The 23660-nt window shown below is 62.8% G+C and carries 9 protein-coding genes; 8 read left to right on the top strand and 1 reads right to left on the bottom strand.

Annotation, left to right across the window (positions count from 1 at the left end):
* Nucleotides 1–19 precede the first annotated feature (19 nt).
* The 8 genes from gspK to OC605_RS11535 all read left to right on the top strand — a co-directional run bounded on the left by gspK (nucleotide 20) and on the right by OC605_RS11535 (nucleotide 23378).
* Nucleotides 20–940 (top strand): type II secretion system minor pseudopilin GspK, encoded by a 921-nt coding sequence (gspK, locus tag OC605_RS11570; RefSeq protein ID WP_262137195.1) that lies wholly within the window; start codon nucleotides 20–22, stop codon nucleotides 938–940.
* Nucleotides 937–2058, top strand: a complete 1122-nt coding sequence (gspL, locus tag OC605_RS11565; protein ID WP_262137193.1) for a type II secretion system protein GspL — start codon at nucleotides 937–939, stop codon at nucleotides 2056–2058. Before gspK ends, gspL begins: the two co-directional genes overlap by 4 nt.
* A complete protein-coding gene (locus tag OC605_RS11560) occupies nucleotides 2051–2599 on the top strand; it encodes a type II secretion system protein M (protein ID WP_262137191.1) in 549 nt (182 codons plus the stop codon). The genes gspL and OC605_RS11560 overlap by 8 nt, the downstream gene beginning before the upstream one ends.
* The gene (gspD, locus tag OC605_RS11555; RefSeq protein WP_262137190.1) at nucleotides 2596–4977 is read left to right on the top strand and encodes a type II secretion system secretin GspD; all 2382 of its coding nucleotides are present in this window, start codon (nucleotides 2596–2598) and stop codon (nucleotides 4975–4977) included. Before OC605_RS11560 ends, gspD begins: the two co-directional genes overlap by 4 nt.
* Nucleotides 4978–6562: 1585 nt before the next feature.
* Nucleotides 6563–7969 carry a type II secretion system ATPase GspE gene (gene gspE, locus OC605_RS11550; protein ID WP_262137188.1) on the top strand — a complete coding sequence of 469 codons (1407 nt, stop codon included), beginning with the start codon at nucleotides 6563–6565 and terminating at the stop codon, nucleotides 7967–7969.
* Nucleotides 7969–9177, top strand: a complete 1209-nt coding sequence (gene gspF / locus OC605_RS11545; protein ID WP_122506769.1) for a type II secretion system inner membrane protein GspF — start codon at nucleotides 7969–7971, stop codon at nucleotides 9175–9177. Before gspE ends, gspF begins: the two co-directional genes overlap by 1 nt.
* Before the next feature lie 437 nt (nucleotides 9178–9614).
* Nucleotides 9615–10718 carry a substrate-binding domain-containing protein gene (locus OC605_RS11540; RefSeq protein WP_024013152.1) on the top strand — a complete coding sequence of 368 codons (1104 nt, stop codon included), beginning with the start codon at nucleotides 9615–9617 and terminating at the stop codon, nucleotides 10716–10718.
* A 174-nt stretch (nucleotides 10719–10892) separates the two neighbouring features.
* Entirely contained in the window at nucleotides 10893–23378 is a 12486-nt protein-coding gene (locus tag OC605_RS11535; protein ID WP_262137186.1) for a filamentous haemagglutinin family protein, read from the top strand.
* A 59-nt stretch (nucleotides 23379–23437) separates the two neighbouring features.
* Here the strand turns inward: OC605_RS11535 and OC605_RS11530 are convergent, their stop codons facing one another.
* Nucleotides 23438–23650: a type II toxin-antitoxin system RelE/ParE family toxin gene (locus OC605_RS11530; RefSeq protein ID WP_262137240.1), complete on the bottom strand. Its 213-nt coding sequence runs from the start codon at nucleotides 23648–23650 to the stop codon at nucleotides 23438–23440.
* Nucleotides 23651–23660 lie beyond the last annotated feature (10 nt).

The raw sequence follows: 23660 nt of genomic DNA, 5'->3' as shown, positions 1-23660 counted from the left end.
CGGGGCGAAGCAACAGGGCATGGCGATTATCAGCGCGTTGTTGATTGCCGCCGTGGTGGCGGTGATTGCGGCGGGGATGTTGACGCGTCAGAGCGTGGCGACCCGGGCGCTGGAGGCCGATCAGCAGCGGGTGCAGGGGCGTTGGGTCGCGCAGGGTGGTCTGGAGATCAGCCGGCAGTTGCTGTGGGATGCGCGCCTGCGTGATCCGTTGACCCGGCGCGATCAGCCTTGGGCGCAGCCGTTGCTGGCGGCGGGTTTTGCCGGGCGGCTGGAGGACGAGCAGGGCAAGTTCAACCTGCGCAATCTGGTCGTCAACGAGCGCATCGATGAGGCGCAAGTGCAGGCGTTCGAGCGCTTGTGCGAGCTGATCGGTGTGAGCGCCGTTGTCGGCCAGCGCATCCGTCAGCGGGTGATTGATGGTTATCCGCATTTGCTGAATGCGCAGATTGGTGCGACGGCCAAAGCGGGTTTCGACAGTGGCCGCGCGACTTCGCCCGATGCCGATCACAAACCGCAAGCGCCGAAGGTGCCGATGCTGCGCACGCTGGATGATTTGCGCAGCGTCGAAGGCGTGACCGATGCACTGGTCGGCCAACTGGCGCCGTACGTGACGGTGATTCCGGCGACGACGTGGATCAACGGCAACACCGCCACGGCGCAGGTGCTGGCGGCGTATGTGCCGGGGCTTTCGCTGGAGCGGGCGACGGCGTTGATTGCCGAGCGTGACGCGGGGCGCTGGTTTATCAATCGCGGCGATTTTGTGAACCGATTGCGCATGCCGCAGCTGGAAATGAGCAGCGTCAAGGTCGGCATCACCAGTGACTGGTTTCGTTTGCGTGGTGAGGCGCGGCGCGATCAGCGTCGGGTCAGTCTCGACGCTTTGCTGCATCGCAGCGAGGATCGGCTGCCGCAGGTGATCTGGTCGCGGGTGGGCGCATGAGCCAGTTGCGCGTTGCGTTGCCGCCGCTGGCGGAGCTGGAGTTGCACAGCGAAGTGAGCTGCGCCTGGCTGGATCGTCAGGGGCAGGTCATTCGTGAGGAGCGGCTTACTTTGAGTCAGTTGGGGGCACGGCCGAAGCCACCCCCGCCGCTGTGTTTTCTGCATCCGGCCGACAGCCTGCTCGCCAGCATTGATCTGCCGCCGCTGCCCGCGAACAAAACGGTGGCCGCTGTTCAGTGCGCGGCGCAGGCGTTGATGCTCGGCGACAGCAGCCAGATGCATATCGGCCACAGCCCTCGTGATGCGAGCGGGCGGGTGCGGATTGCCTGGGTCTCGCGGCTGCATTTGCAGCGTCTGGCTGCGGTGCTGAAGCAGGCGGGGTTGGCGCTGCGCGGTTTGTATTCGGCGCCGTATAGCCTGCCAGTGGCGCCCGGTGTTGTTGCTTGTGTGGCGGACGGTCATTTGCTCCGGCGCGAGAGTTTGAACAGCGCGCAGGTTGAGCCGTTGCTCGGTGACGAAGTTAATGAGGCATCGTTCGCAGCGGACGCGACACAACGCTGGATCGGTCCATTGCCCGGTTGGGGTTTGCACGGTGGTCTGCAGCAAACCGGCGGCGAGCAACGTGGCTGGGCTCGTGCGGTCGGGTGTGTGGCTTTGGCGGTGGCGGTCTGGGTGGTCGGCCTGAATCTGTACGCAGCCCGCGAAGCGCGGCAGGGCCAGCAGCTCAAGGCGCAGATGAGCCAGCGGGTGAAGCAGGCGTTCCCCGAATTGCCGGTGATTCTCAACCCGCTGCAACAGGCGCGTCAGCAACTGGAGCAGCGGCAAAAAGGCGCGGTCGATGACCCGGCGCAGAACTTCAATCGGCTGGTGTTGCAGGCCGGCACGGGCATGCCGTTCATGGCCGGCAGTGTCGAGCGTCTGACCTATCGCGACGGCGCTTTGCAACTGGCCTTGCTCAGCGATGCAAACCGTGGCGGCAACGACAAGGATTGGCAAAGCACATTGGCCCAGGCCGGCATCAGCGTCACTGCCTATGACGCAGGCTGGACCTTGCGGCCGAGCGATGAGTCCAGCGCCAACACCAACGAAGAAGACGACAGCGGAGCAGACGATGAGTAGGGCGACGCTGGCGATTTACCGTGCGCGTTGGCAGCGCTTCAGCAACCAGTTGCAGGCGCGTTGGCAGCCGCTGGCGCTGCGCGAAAAACGCATGGTCGGCGGCATGGCGCTGGTGCTTGTCGGTCTGTTGATCTGGCTGACGCTGGTCAAGCCGCCATTGGCCAGGATCACTTTCTGGCAGAGCGAAACGCCCAAGTTGCGCGCGCAAACCGAGGCGCTGGAAGTGCTGTTGCGCAGCGTCAATGTGCGGCCGCAGGGGCAGAGCGTTGGCCAGTCGCTGGAGCAAAGTCTGCAAGCGGCGGGGCTGGCCGGGCATTACCAATTACAAGCAGCGGAGGGTGGCGCGTGGCAGCTGAATGTCGACGCCGCGCCGGCTGATGCGCTGCTCGACTGGCTGCTCAGCCAGCCATCACAACTTTCTCTGCAGGTGGTCGAGGCGCAGTTGCAGCGCGCAAGTGAGGCCTCGACCGAAGTCACTGCCGGCACATTGTCAGGCACCGTTCGCATGGATCAGGCGCAGGGCGCTAAGGAAGCTTCATGAAGGAGTCACGCTGCAAACCGGCACGTCTGGCGCTGCCGTTGTTGCTGATGGCATTGAGCGCGTGCAACAGCACCACGGCGCCGCAGAATCAGCCGCCGCTATTGGTCGACAGCGAGCTCGGGCGGCCGCTGGCCAACACCCAGCGCAGCGGCGATGCGGTAGCCGATCGCGAACGGGCGCAGGCTCAGGCGCGGCCGTTGCCCAAGCAGCTGCACAACATCAGCCAGCGTGGGCGAAGTGCTGGTGCTGCGCCGAGCAACACGGTTGCGCGTAATCCGTTGGGCGAGCAACCGGTGACACTGAATTTTGTCGAGGCGGATATTCAGGCGGTGGTGCGTGCGCTGTCGCGGGCCACCGGGCAGCAGTTTCTCGTCGATCCACGGGTCAAGGGCAATCTGACCTTGGTCTCGGAAGGTCAGGTGCCGGCCCGTCAGGCCTACGACATGCTGCTCGCGGCGTTGCGCATGCAAGGCTTCAGCGTGGTCGATGTCGGCGGCGTGGCGCAGGTGGTTCCCGAGGCCGACGCGAAACTGCTCGGCGGGCCGATCTACAGCGCCGACAAACCGGCCGGCAACGGCATGCTCACGCGCACGTTTCGCCTGCAATACGAGAACGCGGTGAACCTGATCCCGGTGCTGCGCCCGATTGTCTCGCCGAACAATCCGATCAATGCCTATCCCGGCAACAACACCGTGGTCATCACCGATTACGCCGAGAACCTTACCCGCGTCGCGCAGTTGAGCGGGAGCATCGACACGCCGAGCGCGATCGACACCGATGTGGTGCAGATCCAGAACGGCATCGCTGCCGATATCGCGCCGATGGTGGCCGACTTGCTCGACGCGCCGGGCAATGATCCGACGCAGAAAATCGCCGTGATTGGCGACCCGCGCTCGAACACCATCATCATCCGCGCCGGCAGCCCCGAGCGCACCGAGCTGGCGCGCAACCTGATCTACAAACTCGACAACGCGCAGAGCAATCCGAGCAATCTGCATGTGGTTTATCTGCGCAACGCCCAAGCAGCGAAACTCGCGCAGGCGTTGCGCGGTTTGCTCACTGGCGAGAGTGACAGCGGCAGCAGCGACGCGGCGCGGTCGGTGCTCAGCGCAATGGGCAGCAGCACCGGCGGCAATGCCGGGCAGAACGGCCAGAGCAGCACGCCGAGCACTGGCACGTCGACCTCGACTGGCAGCGGCGCAAGCGGCGGCAGTTATGCGCAGGGCAGTGGCGGCGGCAGCAGCAGTGGCGGTACGCAGAGCAGCGAACAGAACGTTGCCTTCAGCGCTGGCGGGGTGACGATTCAGGCTGATGCCACCACCAACACGCTGCTGATTTCCGCACCGGAACCGCTGTATCGCAATCTGCGTGAGGTCATTGATCTGCTCGATCAGCGCCGTGCGCAAGTGGTGATCGAGAGTCTGATCGTCGAGGTAGGCGAGGACGATGCCAGTGAATTCGGTGTGCAATGGCAGACCGGTGATCTCGGCGGCAAAGGCGTGATCGGTGGCGCTAATCTGGGTGGTGCGGGTCTCAACACCGGTGCGAAGAACAGCATCGACGTGCTGCCGCAGGGTTTGAATCTTGGCTATGTCAACGGCACGGTCGACATCCCCGGCATCGGCAAGATTCTCGACCTGAAAGTGCTGGCCCGAGCGCTGAAGAGCAAGGGCGGCACCAACGTGCTGTCGACGCCGAACCTGCTGACGCTGGACAACGAAGCGGCGAGCATTTTTGTCGGCCAGACCATCCCGTTTGTCAGCGGCAGCTACGTCACCGGCGGCGGGGGCACCAGCAACAATCCGTTCCAGACCGTGACCCGCGAAGAGGTCGGCCTCAAGCTCAACGTACGCCCGCAGATTTCCGAGGGCGGCACGGTGAAGCTGGATATCTATCAGGAAGTCAGCAGCATTGATGAGCGCGCGTCCAACAGCGTGACCGCCGCCGGCATCGTCACCAACAAGCGCGCGATTGATACCAGCATTCTGCTCGACGATGGGCAGATCATGGTCCTCGGTGGTTTGCTTCAGGACGGCTACAGCCAGAGCAATGATGCGGTGCCGTGGCTGGGCAGCCTGCCGGGCATCGGCGCGCTGTTTCGCAACGAACGCCGGGCGATCACCAAGACCAACCTGATGGTGTTCCTGCGCCCGTACATCATCCGCGACAGCGAAGCGGGGCGCAGCATCACCCTCAACCGCTACGACTTCATGCGCCGCGCCCAGGGCGGCTTGCAGCCGGAACGCAGCTGGGCGATGCCCGACATGCAGGCGCCGCAATTGCCAAGCGCCGCGCAAGGCGTGCCAGCGCCGGGGCCGACATCAGGCCCACGCGCCACGATCAAAGCCGTACCAATTGAAGGGAGCACCCGGTTTTGACTGAGATGATGACTGTGGTGAAGGGATTTATGCCCGCTCGGCTGCGCAGCGGTCGTAAAACCGGTACACGGGATTTGCCTGGAGGAACCGGGTCTAAGGTTTTGGGCCTGCTGCGCAGCCCAACGGGGATAAATCCCCTCGCCACAGGGGATCTCATTGCCACAGGGGATCCCATTGCCACGGCATCGATCGAAGGGAGCACCCGGTTTTGACTGAGATGATGATTGTGGTGAGGGGATTTATCCCCGCTCGGCTGCGCAGCAGTTGTAAAACCGGTACACGCGATTTGCCTGGAGAAACCGGTTCTCAAGGTTTGGGTCTGCTGCGCAGCCCAACGGGGATAAATCCCCTCGCCACAGAGGTTCCCATTGCCACAGAGGATCTCATTGCCCCAGGGGATCTCATTGCCACGGTACCCATTGAAGGGAGCACCCGGTTTTGACTGAGATGATGACTGTGGCGAGGGGATTTATCCCCGCTCGGCTGCGAAGCAGTCGTAAAACCGGTACACGCGATTTGCCTGTAGAAACCGGTTCTCAAGGTTTGGGTCTGCTGCGCAGCCCAACGGGGATGAATCCCCTCGCCACAGGGGATCGCATTACCACAGAAGATCCCATTGCAACGGTACCGATTGAAGGGAGCACCCGGTTTTGACTGAGATGATGACTGTGGTGAGTGGATTCATCCCCGCTCGGCTGCGCAGCAGTCGCAAAGCCGGCACACGCGATTTGCCTGTAGAAACCGGTTCTCAGGTTTTGGGTCTGCTTCGCAGCCCAACGGGGATAAATCCCCTCGCCACAGGGGATCGCATTACCACAGAAGATCCCATTGCAACGGTACCGATTGAAGGGAGCACCCGGTTTTGACTGAGATGATGACTGTGGCGAGGGGATTTATCCCCGCTCGGCTGCGCAGCAGTCGTAAAACCGATACACGCGATTTGCCTGGAGAAACTGGTTCTCAAGGTTTGGGTCTGCTGCGCAGCCCAACGGGGATGAATCCCCTCGCCACAGGGGGTCTCATTGCCACAAGGGATCTCATTGCCACGGTGCCGATTAAAGGGAGCACTCGGTTTTGACTGAGATGATGACTGTGGCGAGGGGATTTATCCCCGCTCGGCTGCGCAGCAGTCGTAAAACCGGTACACGGGATTTGCCTGTAGAAACCGGTTCTCAAGGTTTGGGTCTGCTGCGCAGCCCAACGGGGATAAATCCCCTCGCCACGGGGGATCGCATTGCTACAGAAGATCCCATTGCCATAGAAGATCTCATTGCCACGGCATCGATTAAAGGGAGCACTCGGTTTTGACTGGAATGATGACTGTGGCGAGGGGATTTATCCCCGCTCGGCTGCGAAGCAGTCGTAAAACCGGCGCACGCGACTTGCCTGTAGAAACCGGTTCTCAGGTTTTGGGTCTGCTGCGCAGCCCAACGGGGATAAATCCCCTCGCCACAGAGGTTCCCATTGCCACAGAGGTTCCCATTGCCACTGAGGATCCCATTGCCACAAGGGATCTCATTGCCCCAGAGGATCGCATTGCCACATGGGATAGCATTGCTATGGCGAATTGTGAGGAGGGTGAGCGATGAGTGTATTGCCGTACGCCTGGGCCAAGGCGCAGCGCATTCTTTTGCGCGATGGCGTGCTGACGGTGTGCCCATCGACGCCCGGCTGGTCGATCAGCGAAGTGCGTCGGCAGTTCGGTGCGACGCGGATCGAGCGTGTGCGCGATGACGAGCTCGACGGTTTGCTCGCCAGCGCTTACGCCGACACCGGCAGTGCGGCGGCGGTGGTGGGGGCTGCGGAAAACGAGGTCGATCTCGATCGGCTGATGCAGGACATGCCGGAAATCACCGACCTGCTCGACACCCAGGACGGCGCGCCGGTGATTCGCATGATCAACGCTTTGCTCACCCAGGCCGCGCGCGATGAGGCCAGCGACATTCACATCGAGCCGTTCGAAACCCATTCGGTGGTGCGCTACCGCGTCGACGGCACCCTGCGCGATGTGGTCTCGCCGCGCAAGGCGTTGCACGGTGCGCTGGTGTCGCAGATCAAGATCATGGCCCAACTCGACATCGCCGAAAAACGTCTGCCCCAGGATGGTCGTATCGCCTTGCGCGTAGCGGGGCGGCCGATCGATATTCGTGTGTCGACGGTGCCGACCGGCCATGGCGAGCGCGTGGTGATGCGCCTGCTCGACAAACAGGCCGGGCGCTTGCATCTGGAAACCTTGGGCATGGATGCGCAGGTATTGGCAAAGCTTGACCACCTGATCCGCCAGCCCCACGGCATAGTGCTGGTCACCGGGCCGACCGGTAGCGGCAAAACCACCAGCCTCTACGCGGCGCTGGCGCGGCTCGATGCGAGCACCAGCAACATCCTTACCGTGGAAGATCCGGTGGAATACGATTTGCCGGGGATCAGCCAGATTCAGGTCAACGCCAAGATCGACATGACCTTTGCCCTCGCGCTGCGGGCGATTCTGCGGCAGGACCCGGACATCATCATGATCGGCGAAATCCGCGATCTCGAGACCGCGCAAATCGCCGTGCAGGCCTCGCTCACCGGGCATCTGGTGCTGGCGACGCTGCACACCAACGACGCAGTGTCGGCGGTCAATCGCCTGATCGATATGGGCGTTGAACCGTTCTTGCTCGCGTCATCCATGCTCGGCGTCCTCGCGCAACGTCTGGTGCGACGCCTGTGCAACCAATGCAAACAGGAAGACCCGGCCACGCCCGGCACCTGGCGTCCGGTCGGTTGCGTGGCGTGCAATCACACCGGTTACAGCGGCCGCACCGGCATCCACGAATTGTTCTGCATCGACGACGACATCCGCACGCTTATCCACCAAGGGGCAGGGGAGCAGGCTTTGCGCGCGGCGGCGTCGAAAGCGGGGATGTTCAGCCTGCGTGAGGACGGTGAGCGCTGGATTCGCAGCGGTGCCACCGCGCCGGAAGAAATCCTTCGTGTGACACGGGACGCCTGATGAATCGCTATCGCTTTGAAGCGGCGGATGCCACCGGGAAAATCGAGTTCGGGCACCTTGAGGCCGACAGCCAGAGCGCAGCGTTCAGTGCCTTGCGCGGACGTGGCCTGACAGCGCTGTCGGTGCACGAGGAAAGCAACGTCGCCCGACACGGCGGCGGTTTGTTCAGCGCCAGACTCTCCGACAACGACCTCGCCTGGGCCACGCGGCAACTGGCGAGCCTGCTCGGTGCCAGTCTGCCATTGGAAGCCGCACTGAGCGCCACAGTCGAGCAGGCCGAGAAAAAGCACATCGCCCAGACCCTCAGCGCCGTGCGCGCCGATGTGCGCAGCGGCATGCGTCTGGCGGAATCGCTGGCGTCGCGGCCACGGGACTTTCCCGAGATTTACCGCGCGTTGATTGCCGCTGGCGAAGAGTCCGGAGATCTGGCGCAGGTGATGGAACGGCTGGCCGATTACATCGAGGAACGCAATAACCTGCGCGGCAAGATTCTCACCGCGTTCATCTATCCGGGCGTGGTCGGGCTGGTGTCGATCGGCATTGTGATTTTCCTGCTCAGCTATGTGGTGCCGCAGGTGGTCAGCGCGTTCTCTCAAGCGCGGCAGGATTTGCCGGGGTTGACGCTGGCGATGCTCACCGCCAGTGATTTCATTCGCGCGTGGGGCTGGTTGTGTGCGGCGCTGATGGCCGGGGCGTTCTGGAGCTGGCGTCTTTATTTGCGCAATCCGGCGGCGCGGTTGAGCTGGCATCACCGGGTGCTGAAATTGCCGCTGTTCGGGCGTTTCATTCTCGGCCTGAACACCGCGCGCTTCGCCTCCACGCTGGCAATTCTCGGCGGTGCCGGCGTGCCGTTATTGCGTGCACTGGAAGCAGCGCGGCAGACGTTGTCCAACGACCGCTTGAGCCTGAGCGTCAGCGAGGCCACGGCAAAGGTGCGCGAAGGCGTCAACCTCGCCGCCGCGCTGCGCGTGGAGAATGTGTTCCCGCCGGTGCTGATTCACCTGATCGCCAGCGGCGAGAAAACCGGCTCACTGCCGCCGATGCTCGAGCGCGCGGCACAGACGCTTTCCCGGGACATTGAACGACGCGCGATGGGCATGACCGCGCTGCTTGAGCCGCTAATGATTGTGGTGATGGGCGGGGTGGTGCTGGTGATTGTGATGGCGGTGTTGTTGCCGATTATTGAGATCAACCAGTTGGTGCAGTAGCCAAATTTGATGTTGGCCGGGCCGGCCTCTTCGCGAGCAGGCTCGCTCCCACAGGGGAACGCATTTCAACCGTGGGAGCGAGCCTGCTCGCGAAAGCGCCAGTCCCGACAACACAAAACTCAAATATTTTGCACCGACCTGACCCTCACCCGAGTCCCGATCCCGCCATCCTCGGGTTCTCCATTCTGTCATCTGCAACCACCCACCAACGGCTCCAGCCCGATTCAGCCAAACCCGCGATCCAGACGCGCCGCAACCCACCGCAAACACCCGAGAATTCCCCACAAAAATCCCCCCGCAGCTCCCGAGGTTTTTTCCTTTATCTGTCACCGGAAGCTGCGAATTTCTCCCTGCGGCTCCACTGCGGTGGACCCTCCCGGTGTCATGCAAGCCTTCCGAAACCTGTGTTCCCAACCAAGTTGAAAAGGAGATTCTTCATGTTCAAGCGCACTCTGATCGCCGCCTCACTGACCGTCGCCGCTCTGGCTTCCGCCCAGGCCATGGCCGTAACCGGTGGTGGCGCCTCGCTGCCTGCCGCGCTGTACAAAGGTTCTGCCAACAGCATCCTGCCCGCCAACTTCAGCTACGCCGTGACCGGTAGCGGCGTCGGCAAAAGCGCTTTCCTGACCAACAACGCTGCCCAGTTCAGCACCACCGGCACCGTGCACTTCGCCGCTAGCGACTCGATCCTCAGCGCTTCGGAACTCAGCACCTACACCAGCAACTTCGGTGCTTCGTACGGCCCGTTGATCCAGCTGCCATCGGTGGCCACTTCGGTTGCCATTCCGTACAAAAAATCCGGTCAGACCGCGCTTAACCTGACCAGCGCTCAACTGTGCGATGCGCTGTCGGGCACCGCCACCACTTGGGGCGCTCTGCTGGGTAACGCCGACAGCACGCCGATCCGTGTGGTTTACCGCAGCGTGTCCAGTGGCACCACTGAAATCCTCAGTCGCCACCTGAACGCCGTTTGCCCAGGCAAATTCGCCGTCAACTCCACCTTCACCAACGCTCGTCTGCCGGCCGGTTCCGCGCTGCCATCGACTTGGGTCGGCGTAGCCAACACCGCTGATGTGGCCACTGCGGTGAATGCCGTGGACGGTTCGATCGGCTATGTGGGTCCGGACGGCGTGAACGCCACAAGCAACGCTGTGGTTGCCCGCGTCAATGGCGTCCAGCCAACCAACGCCAACGTGACGCTGGCGCTGAGCACTGCACCGGTGCCAAGCGCACCTGCCAACCCGGCTGGCTGGGCCCCGGTCGTGCCTAACCCGGCAAGCGGTTACCCGATTGTGGCTTACACCAACTTCATCTTCGGCCAGTGCTACAAAGATGCAGCCGTGGCCACCGCCGTGCGCAACTTCCTGACCACCCACTACAGCAACCCGGGCAACAACGTCGCCACCGTCGCCCACAGCTTCACGCCGGTTCCCAACAACTGGAAAACCGCTGTGACCGCCAACTTCATCACCAACACCTCGGGCAATAACCTGGACATCAACAACGCCAACGCCTGCAACGGCATTGGTCGTCCTTTGTAAGCCTTGTCTCAACTGCAATGAAACGGCAGCAGCCTTCGGGCTGCTGTTTTTTTTTGCCGATTTACTCCTCGAACATGAAGTTTGTGTGACATCCGTTCGGTCGTGAGGCTCGCCAACTGCCTATGTCGTAACAGCAGGGCTGATCCGACCTGCCACCCAAAAGGACCTGTAGTGATGCTTGCTCGCACCTCCCGTCACAGTACCCGTATCCGGCCGATCAAACGTGGCGCGGGCGATCCCGCACAGTGGCTCCTCAAGCCATTGGCGCAAGCCGTCGCCTTGTGTCTGGTGGCGGGCAGTGCCGAGGCGGCGACAGCGTTCAGTTCCACCTGGTTTGCCGCGAAGGGCGCAGCGCAGCAGGCTTCGGCGTCGCGTCCGGGTGGTAGCGGTCTGCCGGGGATGACCCCACCGCTGGCACAGCAGCAACGGGCCAGCCAGCAGTTGCAGCGCTCTTTGCAGACACTCAATAACACCGTGGCAGCGATTGCCGCTCAGCAGGCCGCACAAGCCGCTGGACGTGCCGCCGCGTTGGGCAGTGTGCAAGTGGTTCCGGACGGATTGGGCGAGGGCGGCCTGAAGATCGATAACAGCCTGAGCCAGGGCTGGATGAACGCCAAAGGCCCGCAACAAACCCAGGCGGACGGCAAGACCACGGTGAAGATCGAGCAGACCGCAGACAAGGCGATTCTCAATTGGGAAACGTTCAACGTCGGCCGCAATACCACAGTGGAATTTGCCCAGCAGGCCAACTGGGCGGTGCTCAATCGCGTCAACGATCCGAGCGCACGGGCCAGCCAGATTCAGGGGCAGATCAAAGCGGACGGCACGGTGATGCTGATCAACCGCAACGGCATCGTCTTCAGCGGTGGCAGCCAGGTCAATGTGCGAAATCTGGTAGCGGCAGCCGCGAACATGACCGATGCACAATTTCGCGATCGGGGTCTGTATTTCGACAGCACCGGCAGTCAGCCAACCTTTACCGACGCTGCTGGCAAAGTCCTGGTGGAGCGTGGCGCAGCCATACAAACGCATCAACCTGCGCTCTCCACCGACGCCGGCGGCTATACTTTGCTGCTTGGCCAGGACGTGCAGAACGACGGCTCGATCAGTACGGCCAAAGGTCAGACGGTGCTGGGTGCGGGGGACCGTTTCCATATCCGCAAGGGCTCGGGCACCGACGGTAATGGTTATTCAACCACTTTCGGCAGTGAGGTCATTCCCGGTTTCAAGGCTGACAGCTCGGGCAAGGTCAGCAACACCGGCCTGATCCAGGCATCCACCGGCGACATCACCCTGACCGGCCGCGACGTTGTGCAAAACGGTGTGCTGCTGGCGAGCACTTCGGTGGCGACGCGCGGCACCGTGCATCTGCTCAATCCGGCCAGCGATGCCCAAGGCCGTGTGACCCTGGGCGAAAATGGCGTCAGTGCGATTCTGCTCGACAGCAGTGATCTCACGGCCCTGGACAGCCAGCGCGAGGCGGCGCTGACCGGCGTCAATGCCAACAACCGGATCCGCAGCGATCAGTCACGCATCGACATCGGCAGCGGCGGCACCGTCGAATTCAAAAGCGGCTCGATCACCCTTGCCACCGGTGGGCAGGTGGCAGTTGCCGCCGGACAACGCAGTCTATTGCGCGAGTGGGCGGTGATCGACGTGTCCGGCGCCCTCGGCGTCAAAGTGGCGATGGCAAACAACAACATCAAGATCAACGTCCAGGGCAACGAGCAGCGTGATGCGCCGGTCAATCGCGAGAACGGCGCGCTCAACAGTAACGACATCTGGGTCGATGTCCGTGAGCTGGTATTCGTGCCGGCGGGCACCAACGGTTACGCCACCGACCGCTGGTACACCGCCGGTGGGTTGTTGGAGGTCGGCGGATACCTAGGCACTCAGGGCCATGGCGTTGGTGAATGGATGGCGCAAGGCGGTGAGGTGCGGTTTTCCGGAAAGGACGTGATCAGCGAAAAAGGTTCGCTGATCAATGTGTCCGGCGGCACGCTTGATGTGCAGGGCGGCGAGATTCGCCAGAGCTGGCTGCGCGGTGCGGACGGGCGGTTATACGAAGTGTCGCGTGCGCCGGGCGATATTCTCTACAACGGTCTTTACAAAGGTTACGAAAGTCACAGCGAGCGCTGGGGCCAGACGGATTATTTCTATAGCCCGCTGATCGCGCCGACGCGTCGCCAGGAAGCGGGGTACACCGTTGGCCGGGATGCCGGCCAGTTGGTGATCGCCACGGGCAACGCCGTGCTGGAAGGCCAGCTGTTGGGTGAGGTGTTTCAGGGCGAACGGCAAATCCAGGCACCGCGGGCAGGTCTGGACGGCTACGCCCAGACCCAGACCGCCCGGGCGCGGCGAGGGCAGTTGGTGGTTGGCAGTTACGATGCTGCTTATGTCGCTGCCAGTGCCGGCCTGCTCTATCAACTCGACCCGTTGCTCGATCAGGTGCAAGTGGGGGGCGCGCATGCCAGCGTAGCGAACGCAGGGCTGACCGACGCGGTCGCGGCAGAACGCGCAGGCAAACTGTTCCTCGATGCCGGTCTGCTCAATGGTTTCGCGCTGGGCGCGCTGAAGATCTCGGCGAAAAACACGATTGAAGTCAATGAAGGCGTGACGGTGGATCACGGTGGCAACATCACCCTGTTCAGCCCTGACGTGCAGGTCAATGCCGATCTGATTGCGCAAGGCGGCAGCCTGCAATTGGGCAACGTTTTGAACCAGCTCGCCACCGATCGGCGTGATGACACCAGTCTGCAGGTTTCAGCAGGCAAGCAAGCGCGAGTGACGGTTGCGCAGGGTGTGCAGCTGCAGACACGCGGTCTGTGGAGCAACCTGTCGAGTAACCCGGACGACGCGGGCGGCCTGGCGTACCTCAATGGCGGGACGGTGTCGATCCGCAGTTCCGGCGACATTCTGCTGGCCAGTGGCAGTCTGGTCGATGTTTCGTCGGGCGGTGCGGTATTGGCCAACGGCAAGACGCGTGGCGGCAAGGGTGGCGACGTGACGCTTGAATCCAGCGCCAACAGTGCGCCGGGCCTGTCGCGCATGGTGCTCGATGGCGAGGTGCAGGGCTATGGCGTGAACGGCGGCGGCACCTTGACCGTGCAGGCCAGCAAGGTGCGGATCGGCGTTTCCGGCGAAGTGTCCGAAGAACAGACCTTGCGCCTGACGCCGGAGCTGTTCCGCACGGGGTTCAGCGCCTACAACATCATCGGTCTGAAGGGGCTGGAGGTCGCCGCGCAAAGCGCGATCGATGTGCAGATGCCGGCCTATCGATTTGGCGAATCCGCCTCGACCATTGTGTCCGGTATGTCGCCGCGCGCTGCGCTGGAGCTATGGACGCCCGCGCTATTTCAGGAAGACCCGCTCAAGGGCGTCTTGACGCAAAGGGCCGGCGCTTCTGTCGCATTGCAAGCCGGCGCGACGCTTGCTGGCTTGATTGATCCCGCCAGCAGTCCGTTGTCGATTGGCGAAGGCTCACGGATCAGTGTCGATCCCGGCCAGCGCATCGGTTTGCGCGGGGCAGGCCAGATCACGCTTGATGGTGAACTCAACGCCTGGGGCGGTGTTGTCGATATCCGTCAACAGCAGTTCGGCGCGATTGATGTGGCGACGTCCTTGCAAGAGGCCGATCCGACCCCGCACAACCGTTCGATCTGGATCGGTGAACATGCCTTGATCGATGTCGCCGGTCGGGCAGCGACCGCTGTCGATGCGCTGGGCCGCGTCTACGGCCAGGTTGGCAAGGGTGGCTCGATCATTGTCGGTGGCGAGATTGATGTGAAGAAAGTCACGGCGACCGCTGCCGATGCTTTCGTCATCATCCGCAACGGTGCGCGACTGGAAGCGTCCGGTGCGCAAGCCGTGCTCGATAGCGGTGGGCAAGGCCCCGCTCGTGTGGCCACCGATGGCGGACGGATCACCCTGAGTTCCTACAATGGTCTGTTCATCGAGGGCAGTCTGCAGGCCAATGCTGGCGGTGCGGGTGCGGCGGGCGGGCGTCTGGAGATCGCTCTGGATACACCGGCGTACGGTTCCGCGAACTTGAGCAATGCGGTGCGCGTGCCACGTGAACTGATCATTGCCCAAGGGCCTGCGCCGGCACTGCCGCAGCCGCTGCGAGCGGGAGAGGCTTCGCCACTTTTACGCTACGGGCGTACACGCTTGAGTGCCGATCAGCTTATGAGCGGTGGCTTCGACAGCGTGAGTCTGCTGAGCAACGGTCTGATGACGTTCGACGGCGATGTCGACCTGCACGTGGGACAGGGCCTGAGCCTGTTCGCCGGTTCCCTTTCATTGGCCGAGTCGGCGAGTGACAGCGCCCGGGTCAACCTCAGCGCACCTTACCTGCGCCTGTCAGGGCTGGGCACCTATTTCAGCTCGGAAGTCAAAGTGCGTCCGCGGGTGATGAGCAATCCGACAGCGCAGTTGTCCGGCGCGCAATTCACCGCCAGCGCGAACCTGCTGGACGTGGGCAACTCGCTTTCATTCGGCACCGAAGGGACTCTCGTGCAATCGGCCGCACCGGCGCTGGCGGTCAGCCGCCGTGGCTTTGGTCTGGTCACGCTCGACAGCCAGGGCGACTTGCGCTTCCTCGCGCCAACCGATGAACAGCAGCGCAGCCGTCTGTGGACTGCGGGTGACATGCACATGCGGGCTGCGCAGATCTACCCGGCCAGTGGCGTCTCGGCTGAGGTGCGAGTGGGCTATCAAAGTATGGCCGGATCGGTGCCGGAGCATACGTTGCGTATCGGCAATCACGGGGCGGCGCCGACCGCTTTGCCTTACTCGGTGTTCGGCAGCCTGACACTCAGTGCGGGACAGATCGAGCAGGGCGGCGTCATTCGTGCGCCTTTGGGGCTGATATCCCTGGGTGATGACATCATCGTCAAAACCCGTGAACTTCACCTTCTGCCGGGCAGCGTGACTTCAGTCAGCGCCGCCGGACTGGTCATGCCCTATGGAGGAACCACCGACGGTATCGACTATCGGTACAACGGCAAGTCGGTAGTGTTGAATGGCATTGCCGGAGCGACCTCCGGGGTCATCCTTGATGCGCAATACACCAATGTGCAGGCCGGGGCGGTGATCGACCTTTCGGGCGGCGGCGATTTGCGCGGTGCCGGTTTTGTCTCCGGACGAGGTGGCTCCACCGATGCGCGTTTCAATCCGCTGGTACGCAATGCCACCGATGGCACCTTCAGTTTGCCGGGGCTGGCCAATAACCCCGTGTATGCAATCGTGGCCGGTGACCAGAGCCGCTATGCGCCGATGCTGGCCGAGGCCGGCGCGGTCGACCCGCGTATCGGCCAGCAGATCACCCTCGGGACCGGCGTTGCCGGACTGGCGCCCGGCACCTACACCTTGTTGCCATCGACCTTTGCCTTGTTACCGGGCGCCTTCCGGGTCGAAATCAATGGTCAAGCGATTGCGGGGCCGATGGACAGTGCGTTGAAGTTGCGCAATGGCTCGTGGACCACGGCCGGACAGCTGTCGATTGCCAACACCGGGATTCGCGACAGTTTGCCCAGCCAGGTCATCGTGACGTCTGCCGATGTGCTGCGGCGCTATTCACAGTACAACGAAACCGGGTTCAGCCAATTTGTGCTCAATGATGCTGCCCGCCGCGGTCTGCCGCGCGCCCGCACACCGCTGGACGGCAACACGCTGCACCTGCGCATGGTCAGTGGCGGCGAGCACGACTCAGCCCTGGATTTCAACGGGCAGGTGCTGTTCAAACCTGCCAGCGGCGGGGTCATTGGTACGGCGGTCGTTCAGGGCGGTTATACCGGCGCAGAGTTTGAAATTCTCGGTGCCGGGCATACGCGAATGCCAGGGTTCGACGGTGTATCGCTGTACGCCGACACCCTCAACCGCTTGAATGCCGGACGTTTGACCATCGGTGGCACCCCAACCGTGTATTACGGTTCGGAGGGCGGCTCGATCAAGGTGATCGGCAATACCTCGGCGATTCGTCTGCGCGAGGGCGCGATCCTCTCGGCGCCAGAGGTTGTGCTGAGCAGTAACAGCGCCAATGGCGGCATCACCATCGATGCGGGAGCGGGCGTCAATACCTTGGGGCGAGGTAACGTTCCGTATGATGCCGCAGCCGGTTTCGTCTACGAGCCGGGGCGCTCCAGCCTGCTGGTGGTGTCCAACGGCTGGACGCCGGTGCTTGCGCCCACCGATGGCGGGGGCGGAAGCATTCGTATCGGCAACTGTCCGACGGCCGATTGCACCGCTGCGGCGTTGCTGTACTCCAACGGCAGCATCATCGCCGCCACTGACAAAGACTTCGAACTGGGCGAAAGCGTGCGCTTTGGCACTCGCCAACTCGGGCTTTCGGTCGGTGTGGTCAATGCCGGCAGTCCGCAAGCACTGGCCGCAGCCAGCGGCCGCACACCCGCGGGCCTGACGCTTAACCAGAACGTGCTGGATCGCCTGTTGCAGGGCGACACGCAATCTGGCGCCCCCGCCCTGGAAACCCTGAGTCTGGTGGCCCGCGATGCGTTCAACTTTTTCGGCAGCGTGACCCTCGACACCATTGATCCGCAGACCGGCCAGAGCCGTTTGCAGAATCTGGTGTTGGGTAGCCCGGCTATCTACGGCTCGGGCGCTGCCACCGATGTCGCGACGATCCGCACCCGCAATCTGATCTGGAACGGGGCGACTCAGGCCCCGGGTACGGTGGTCAAGGACGGCGCCGGCAACGGGCACGGCACGCTGGATATTCAGGCGCAGCGGATCGAATTGGGTTATGGCCCGAACCCGCAGCCCAATGGCCTGGATCGCAATGACCGACTGGCCCTGGGGTTTGCCAACGTCAACTTCAACGCCAGCGAGCGCATCACCGCCAACCACAAGGGCAGTCTGGCGGTGTACGAATCCCAAGGAGCTTATGACGCGGTCAAGGGGTTCAGCTACAGCGGCGGCAATCTCAATCTGCGCACGCCATTGCTGACCGGCGAGGCCGCATCGGTCAGTGAACTCAAGGCGGGCAACAACCTGACGCTGAGTGGTAGCGCCACAACGGCTGCCGCGGATGCCCTCGGTGCGCAACTGAGCCTGACGGCACGCAGTGTTGTGCTCGACAGTCGCATCGTCCTCGCCAGCGGCAAGCTGCTGGTCAATGCCGAGGATGATCTGCTGCTTGGCAGCGGCGCGCAGGTGGACATGGCGGGCCGGGTTCTGCCGTTCAATGATGTGCAGAAATACAGCTGGGGCGGCGACGTGTCGTTGCAGAGCAACAACGGCAATATTCGTCAGTTGGCGGGCTCGCGAATCGATCTGTCCGCCGTCAACAATCAGGCCGGCCAATTGAGCGTTGTGGCCGTGGCCACTGACGCTGGACAGGTTGAGCTGCAAGGGCAGATTGTCGGCAGCAGCAGTGGCTATTACGACGCGGGCGGTACGTGGGTGCCGTACAAGGCCGGCGGCGTGGACATTCGCGCCCAGCGCCTGGCGGGTGATTTGAGCCAGGCCTTTGCCAGCCTTAACCTGCGCTTGAATGCCGGCGGGGGAGTGGGCAGTCGAAGCTTCCAGTTCAAGCAGGGCAATCTGCGTATCGGTAACGAACTCAAAGCGGGCGAAGTCAATGTCTCGGTGGACAACGGCAACCTGACCGTGGACGGGGTGATCGATGCCAGTGGTGAACGGGTCGGCAGCATTCGCCTTGCCGGCAAAAACGGTTTGAACCTGACGGGCAACGCGCTGCTCGATGCCCATGGCCGCGTACTGCGCGTCGACAGCTACGGCAAAATCATCGACGCACCGAACCGCGCCATGGTTGAACTCAATTCAGGTGACGGCGTGCTGACGCTGGCCGCTGGTGCACGGATTGATCTGCGTCACGGCACCGATGCAGTGCCTGGAAACCAGGCGGGACAACGCGATGACGTGTTGCGTGGGACGCTGGAACTGAATGCACCGCGCCTGGGCGGCGGTGACATTGCGGTGGATGCCAGCGGTACGTTGAGTATTCAAGGTGCGCGCTCCATCGGGCTGAATGCCGTGCGAAGTTACAGTGATGCTGCCGATGGCACCGATCCGGCGGCCAGCGGTCGCCCGTATCAAGTGATCGATCAAGCCTACCTGGATCGCATTCACTCAGACAGCAGCGGCTTTATCGATGCGGCGCTGGGTAACAGTGATCTGCTACAACGCAAACTGGCCGGCCTCAACAATGCGACCTATGCCGATGCGTTTCATCTGCGCCCGGGGGTGGAAATCGTCAGCAAAACCGCTGACGGCGATCTGGTGGTGCAGGGCGATCTCGACTTGTCCGGCTACCGTTACGCCAGCCTCAACCCGCACACTCGCCGGACCTCGGTGTATGGCAGCGGGGAAGCGGGCAGCCTGTTGATCCGTGCCGGTGGCAACCTCGATATCTACGGCAGCATCAACGACGGTTTCGCACCGCCGCCGGAAACCGTGGACGACGCTGGCTGGAAACTGTTGCCGGGGATACAGCCTTTCGGCGGTGACCTGATCGTACCGGGCAGTGGTGTCAGCCTTGCCGAAGGGACGCTCTTTCCGGTAGGCGCCACCTTGAATTACGACCTGCCGATTCAAGCCGCCACACTGGCTGCGGGCACGGTGTTGCCGGTTCAGAGCACTTTGGCCGCACCTTACGTGTTACAGGGTGGAACGGTGCTGGCCGGCGATGTGCATGACGCGACGGGTAACCTGATGTATGCCGCCGGTACGTTGCTCGACAACGCTGTGACCCTGCCGACCGGCAGTCGTTTGGGTGCAGGTATCCGCTTGAACAACGCCACCGCACTGCAGGCCCTGCTCTGGCCCAAAGGCGTGCCGCTGCCGGGTGCGGTTGACGCCGACAATAAAACGGTGGGTGTTGTGTTGAACGGAACGTTGGCGCTGTTGCGGGGTTCGCTGATCCCCTCCATGACTAACGTGAAGCTCGCCGATGGCACGGTATTCCTCGACCTGCGTCCTGCCAATGGCAACCAGCAAGGTCGTAACTGGGCGATCGCCAGCATGCTGCCGGCGGGCAGTGCGTCGTGGTCGATGCGCATGGTGGCAGGGGCCGATCTGACCGCGGCCGACAGCCGTAGCGTGAAACCTCAGGCCAGCGTCGGCAACTTGCAGATGGCCGACACTCACTATGGTGTGAACATGATCGAGGTGGCCGGCAAACTGGTCTGGGCGGTAGATAACGAGTATGGCTTTACACCGTACGAACCTGTTCCCGAGGAATACCTTGTGCTCTGTGATATCGCTCCCGGTTCTTGCGCGCCCATGGCGCGCAGTGTGTGGGCGCCTGGCAACTGGATGGGCATGCCGGATTACACACCGATGAACGATGACGAATTGTTCTGGTGCTCCATCGACCCGGCACTGTGCATTGAAAACAATCCGAGCAAGAGCGCCCAGGCCCACACGCAGATGTTCAGCGTTTTGCGTACTGGCACTGGCGACCTGGACTTGATGGCGGCCGGTAACCTGAGCATGGCCTCACCTTTCGGCGTCTACACCGCCGGCACCCAATCGGCAGACGTCGACGCGCGTTATAACCAGCCCCGCGGAAGGCTGTCGGCTGATGGCTCGGTATTGGGCAGCGCTGGCAGCGATTACGAAAAATGGGTCGATGGCGGCAGTGCCAGCCTCTATCAGGCCTGGTATCCGCAGATGGGCGGTAACCTGACGATCAATGCCGGCGGGTCTGTGTCCGGTGACGTGCTCGGCCGTCGCTCGGTCGCCACGGGCGACGGTACGCGGGAGCAGGTGCCGAGTGTGGCGGTGGGCAATTGGCTCTGGCGCCAGGGTACCGGCAACAACGATGTACCGACTGCCTGGTGGATCAATTTCGGCAGCTACGCTGCGCAGCCATTGCCAGCGCTGGGCGAGGAAACCAGACCTTATCTGGTGGGCTTTACCGGGTTCGGTACGCTGGGCGGCGGCAACATCAGTCTGAGCGCTGGCGGGGATGCCGGCATGCTCAAGGCCATGGGCGACGACAGGTATGCGTCGTACCCTCGCAGTCAGGGGTTGATCGTGGCTGTCGGCAGTACGGGCCGCGTGGACAGTGACGGGAACCTGCAACTGACCGGTGGCGGAGACCTGGATATTCGTCTGGGCGGTGTCCTTAATCCGTCTCTGCAGGCACGTGCCGGCCTGGCGGGTACCGGCACGCCGACGCACGACTTGCAGGGCGCGCTCATCAACCTGCGCGGTGCGGCGCAACTGACGGGCGCCGCGTTGGGCGGTATCAATCTGCAGTACGGCGCCTCGGCGCTGTTTCATGACCCACGGGAAACGCGCGCCTTCGACCCGTTCAACTCGACGGCCAGTAATGCCAGTGGTGGGCTGGTGCTGATTCCCGGTGACTCCGGCATGCGCCTCAACACCCGCGGCGATCTGGTCTTGGGCGCCGCCGCCGATCCCGGCCGCGTGCGATTGCAGAACTCCACACCGTTTACCACGGCGGATGGCATTTACCATGCCGGTGGCGGTTTGACTGGTTTCTCGCTGTGGACCGATCACACGGCCATCGATTTGTTCTCGGCCGGCGGCAACCTGACGCCCAGCACCCAGTTGATGGAAACCACCGGGCAGGACCCCGTCGCCGGGCTTAACGGGTCACCGACCGATGACCGCTTCGTCTTTCCTTCGATATTGCGTGCCGTGGCCGGCCAGGGTTCGATTTATGCGGGACCATCAGCGGCCTACGGCATAGGCAACCCGGCGCCGGCTCTGGCCTGGTCATTGCTGTTGGCACCTTCCAGCGCGGGGCAGCTTGAACTGATCGCTGGGGATTCGATCTATGCCGGCGGCTACGCCATCAACCAGTCAGGGGCCAGCCCGGCGGCGCTCGCCACACCGTTTGCACCCGCATTCAATGGCTACGGCAACAACCAGTCCGCTCGGCCGATCACGACCAACGCCGGCAGCGATGGTGTGCTGGCGCAAACCAATTCGCGCTATCCACTGTTTGCCTTTGGTCCCGATAGCTACTCGGGGTTGAGCAGTGTTCAGGGGCCGGCGCGCTTCTATGCACTGACCGGTGACCTGGTGGGTATTCGCACGGGCGAAACGCTGGCGTTCGCGACCACGAAGCGCACCTGGTATGAATCGGCAGGCCCGGTGTGGATGGTGGCGGGGCGTGACATCGTGGCGTCCGGTACCAATTTGGGGCAACCCACGTTTGCGCCCGTTGGGGGCATGAGTCGCAATAACGAACAGATCGCGTCTACCGGCAATCTGTTCGTGCATAACGATGCGCGCGACATTTCGCGGATTTCGGCCGGGCGAGACATTCTCTACAGCAGCTTCGACATTGCCGGCCCGGGTGTTCTGGACGTCAATGCCGGGCGCAATATCCTGATGGAAGATCGCGCCAGCATCACCAGCCTCGGCCCTGTCGTGGCAGGTGATCAGCGCCCCGGTGCGAGCATCGTGATGCAAGCGGGTGCGGGCGCGCAGGGGCCGGATTACTCACGGTTCATTGCGCGTTATCTGAACCCGCAAAACGTAGCGGATTCAGCGGTGGCCCTCAGCGCGCAGCCGGGCAAAGTGGTCAAGACCTACGGCGAAGAACTGCAGAGCTGGCTGAGCCTGGGTTATGGCTTCAAGGGTAGCGACGAACAGGCGCAAGCGTTCTTCGCCGCACTGCCGAGTACCGAACAGGCGATCTTCGCCCGCCAGGTGTACTTCGCCGAATTGCGTGCCGGTGGCCTGGAATACACCGATGCCAGTGGTCCGCGCACAGGCAGTTACCTGCGCGGTCGCAACGCCATTGCGGCGCTGTTCCCGACCACTGATGTCGCCGGCAATCCGATTCGCTACGACGGCGATATCACGATGTACGGCGGCGCCGGGGTCAAGACGCTGTTTGGCGGCGATATCCAGATGCTCACGCCGGGCGGTGGTCAGGTGTTCGGCATCGAAGGCGCAGCGCCGCCGTCGACGGCGGGGATCATCACCCAAGGCTCGGGCGACATTCAGTTGTACTCGCAAGGCAGCATTCTGCTCGGCCAGAGCCGGATCATGACTACCTTCGGCGGCTCGATTCTCGGCTGGTCGGCCGAGGGCGATATCAACGCCGGTCGCGGCTCGAAAACCACCGTGGTCTACACCCCGCCAAAACGTGTCTACGACACTTGGGGCAACGTCACGCTGTCGCCATCGGTGCCGAGTACCGGCGCCGGTATCGCCACGCTCAACCCGATCGCCGAAGTGGCGCCGGGCAACATCGACCTGATTGCGCCACTGGGCACCATCGACGCCGGCGAGGCGGGTATTCGCGTGTCAGGCAACGTCAACATCGCCGCGCTGACGGTGGTCAACGCCGCGAATATTTCGGTACAGGGCAAGGCAACCGGCGTGCCGGTGGTGTCGGCGGTGAATACCGGCGCAATCACCTCGGCCAGTTCGGCGGCATCTTCCGCTACGCAAGCGGCGGAAGACGTCGCCCGGCAGCAACAGGCAGCGGCGCGGCAGAACCAGGCCTCGGTGTTCACCGTGCAGGTGCTCAGTTTCGGCAACGAGCAACTGGCGCCGTCGCGCGATGGTGCCAGTCGCACGCCGGCGACCGGTTACAACCCGGACAGCCCGGTGCAGGTACTCGGCGCCGGGGCATTGGATGAACAGGCGAAGCAGCAGCTGACCGAGGAGGAGCGTGGGCAGCTGACGTTGTAGAGGACTCTCGTGCAGTACGTTTGGGCGGCCGGTTGGCCGCCTTTTTTTGGGTTGAAAGGTCAGGGATATTTCTTTCGGGCATGAATTACCGTCAGTATTCGGATCTGGCCATTCACCCGATAGACCAGCAGATAGTTCGGATGAATCACCATTTCGCGAGTGCCCGGTATCCGGCCGAAGCGAAAACCATGTGGAACTGAAGAAAGCGTCTGCGCAGCCGCTCCAACTTTGCGAAGCAGCGATGCTGAAGCGCGAAGGTTGAATTGCTCAATGTATCCAGTA

The sequence above is a fragment of the Pseudomonas sp. Marseille-Q5117 genome (genome assembly GCF_946901175.1).
GTDB lineage: Bacteria > Pseudomonadota > Gammaproteobacteria > Pseudomonadales > Pseudomonadaceae > Aquipseudomonas > Aquipseudomonas iranensis.
The sequence above is the reverse complement of the archived record's forward strand: the minus strand, read 5'-3'. Positions and strand labels throughout refer to the sequence as shown.

What these genes read in the sequence shown, in the direction of transcription:
- gspK (WP_262137195.1), top strand. Translation starts at nt 20, where the DNA reads ATGGCGATTATCAGCGCGTTGTTGATTGCCGCCGTGGTGGCGGTGATT.
- gspL (WP_262137193.1), top strand. Translation starts at nt 937, where the DNA reads ATGAGCCAGTTGCGCGTTGCGTTGCCGCCGCTGGCGGAGCTGGAGTTG.
- OC605_RS11560 (WP_262137191.1), top strand. Translation starts at nt 2,051, where the DNA reads ATGAGTAGGGCGACGCTGGCGATTTACCGTGCGCGTTGGCAGCGCTTC.
- gspD (WP_262137190.1), top strand. Translation starts at nt 2,596, where the DNA reads ATGAAGGAGTCACGCTGCAAACCGGCACGTCTGGCGCTGCCGTTGTTG.
- gspE (WP_262137188.1), top strand. Translation starts at nt 6,563, where the DNA reads ATGAGTGTATTGCCGTACGCCTGGGCCAAGGCGCAGCGCATTCTTTTG.
- gspF (WP_122506769.1), top strand. Translation starts at nt 7,969, where the DNA reads ATGAATCGCTATCGCTTTGAAGCGGCGGATGCCACCGGGAAAATCGAG.
- OC605_RS11540 (WP_024013152.1), top strand. Translation starts at nt 9,615, where the DNA reads ATGTTCAAGCGCACTCTGATCGCCGCCTCACTGACCGTCGCCGCTCTG.
- OC605_RS11535 (WP_262137186.1), top strand. Translation starts at nt 10,893, where the DNA reads ATGCTTGCTCGCACCTCCCGTCACAGTACCCGTATCCGGCCGATCAAA.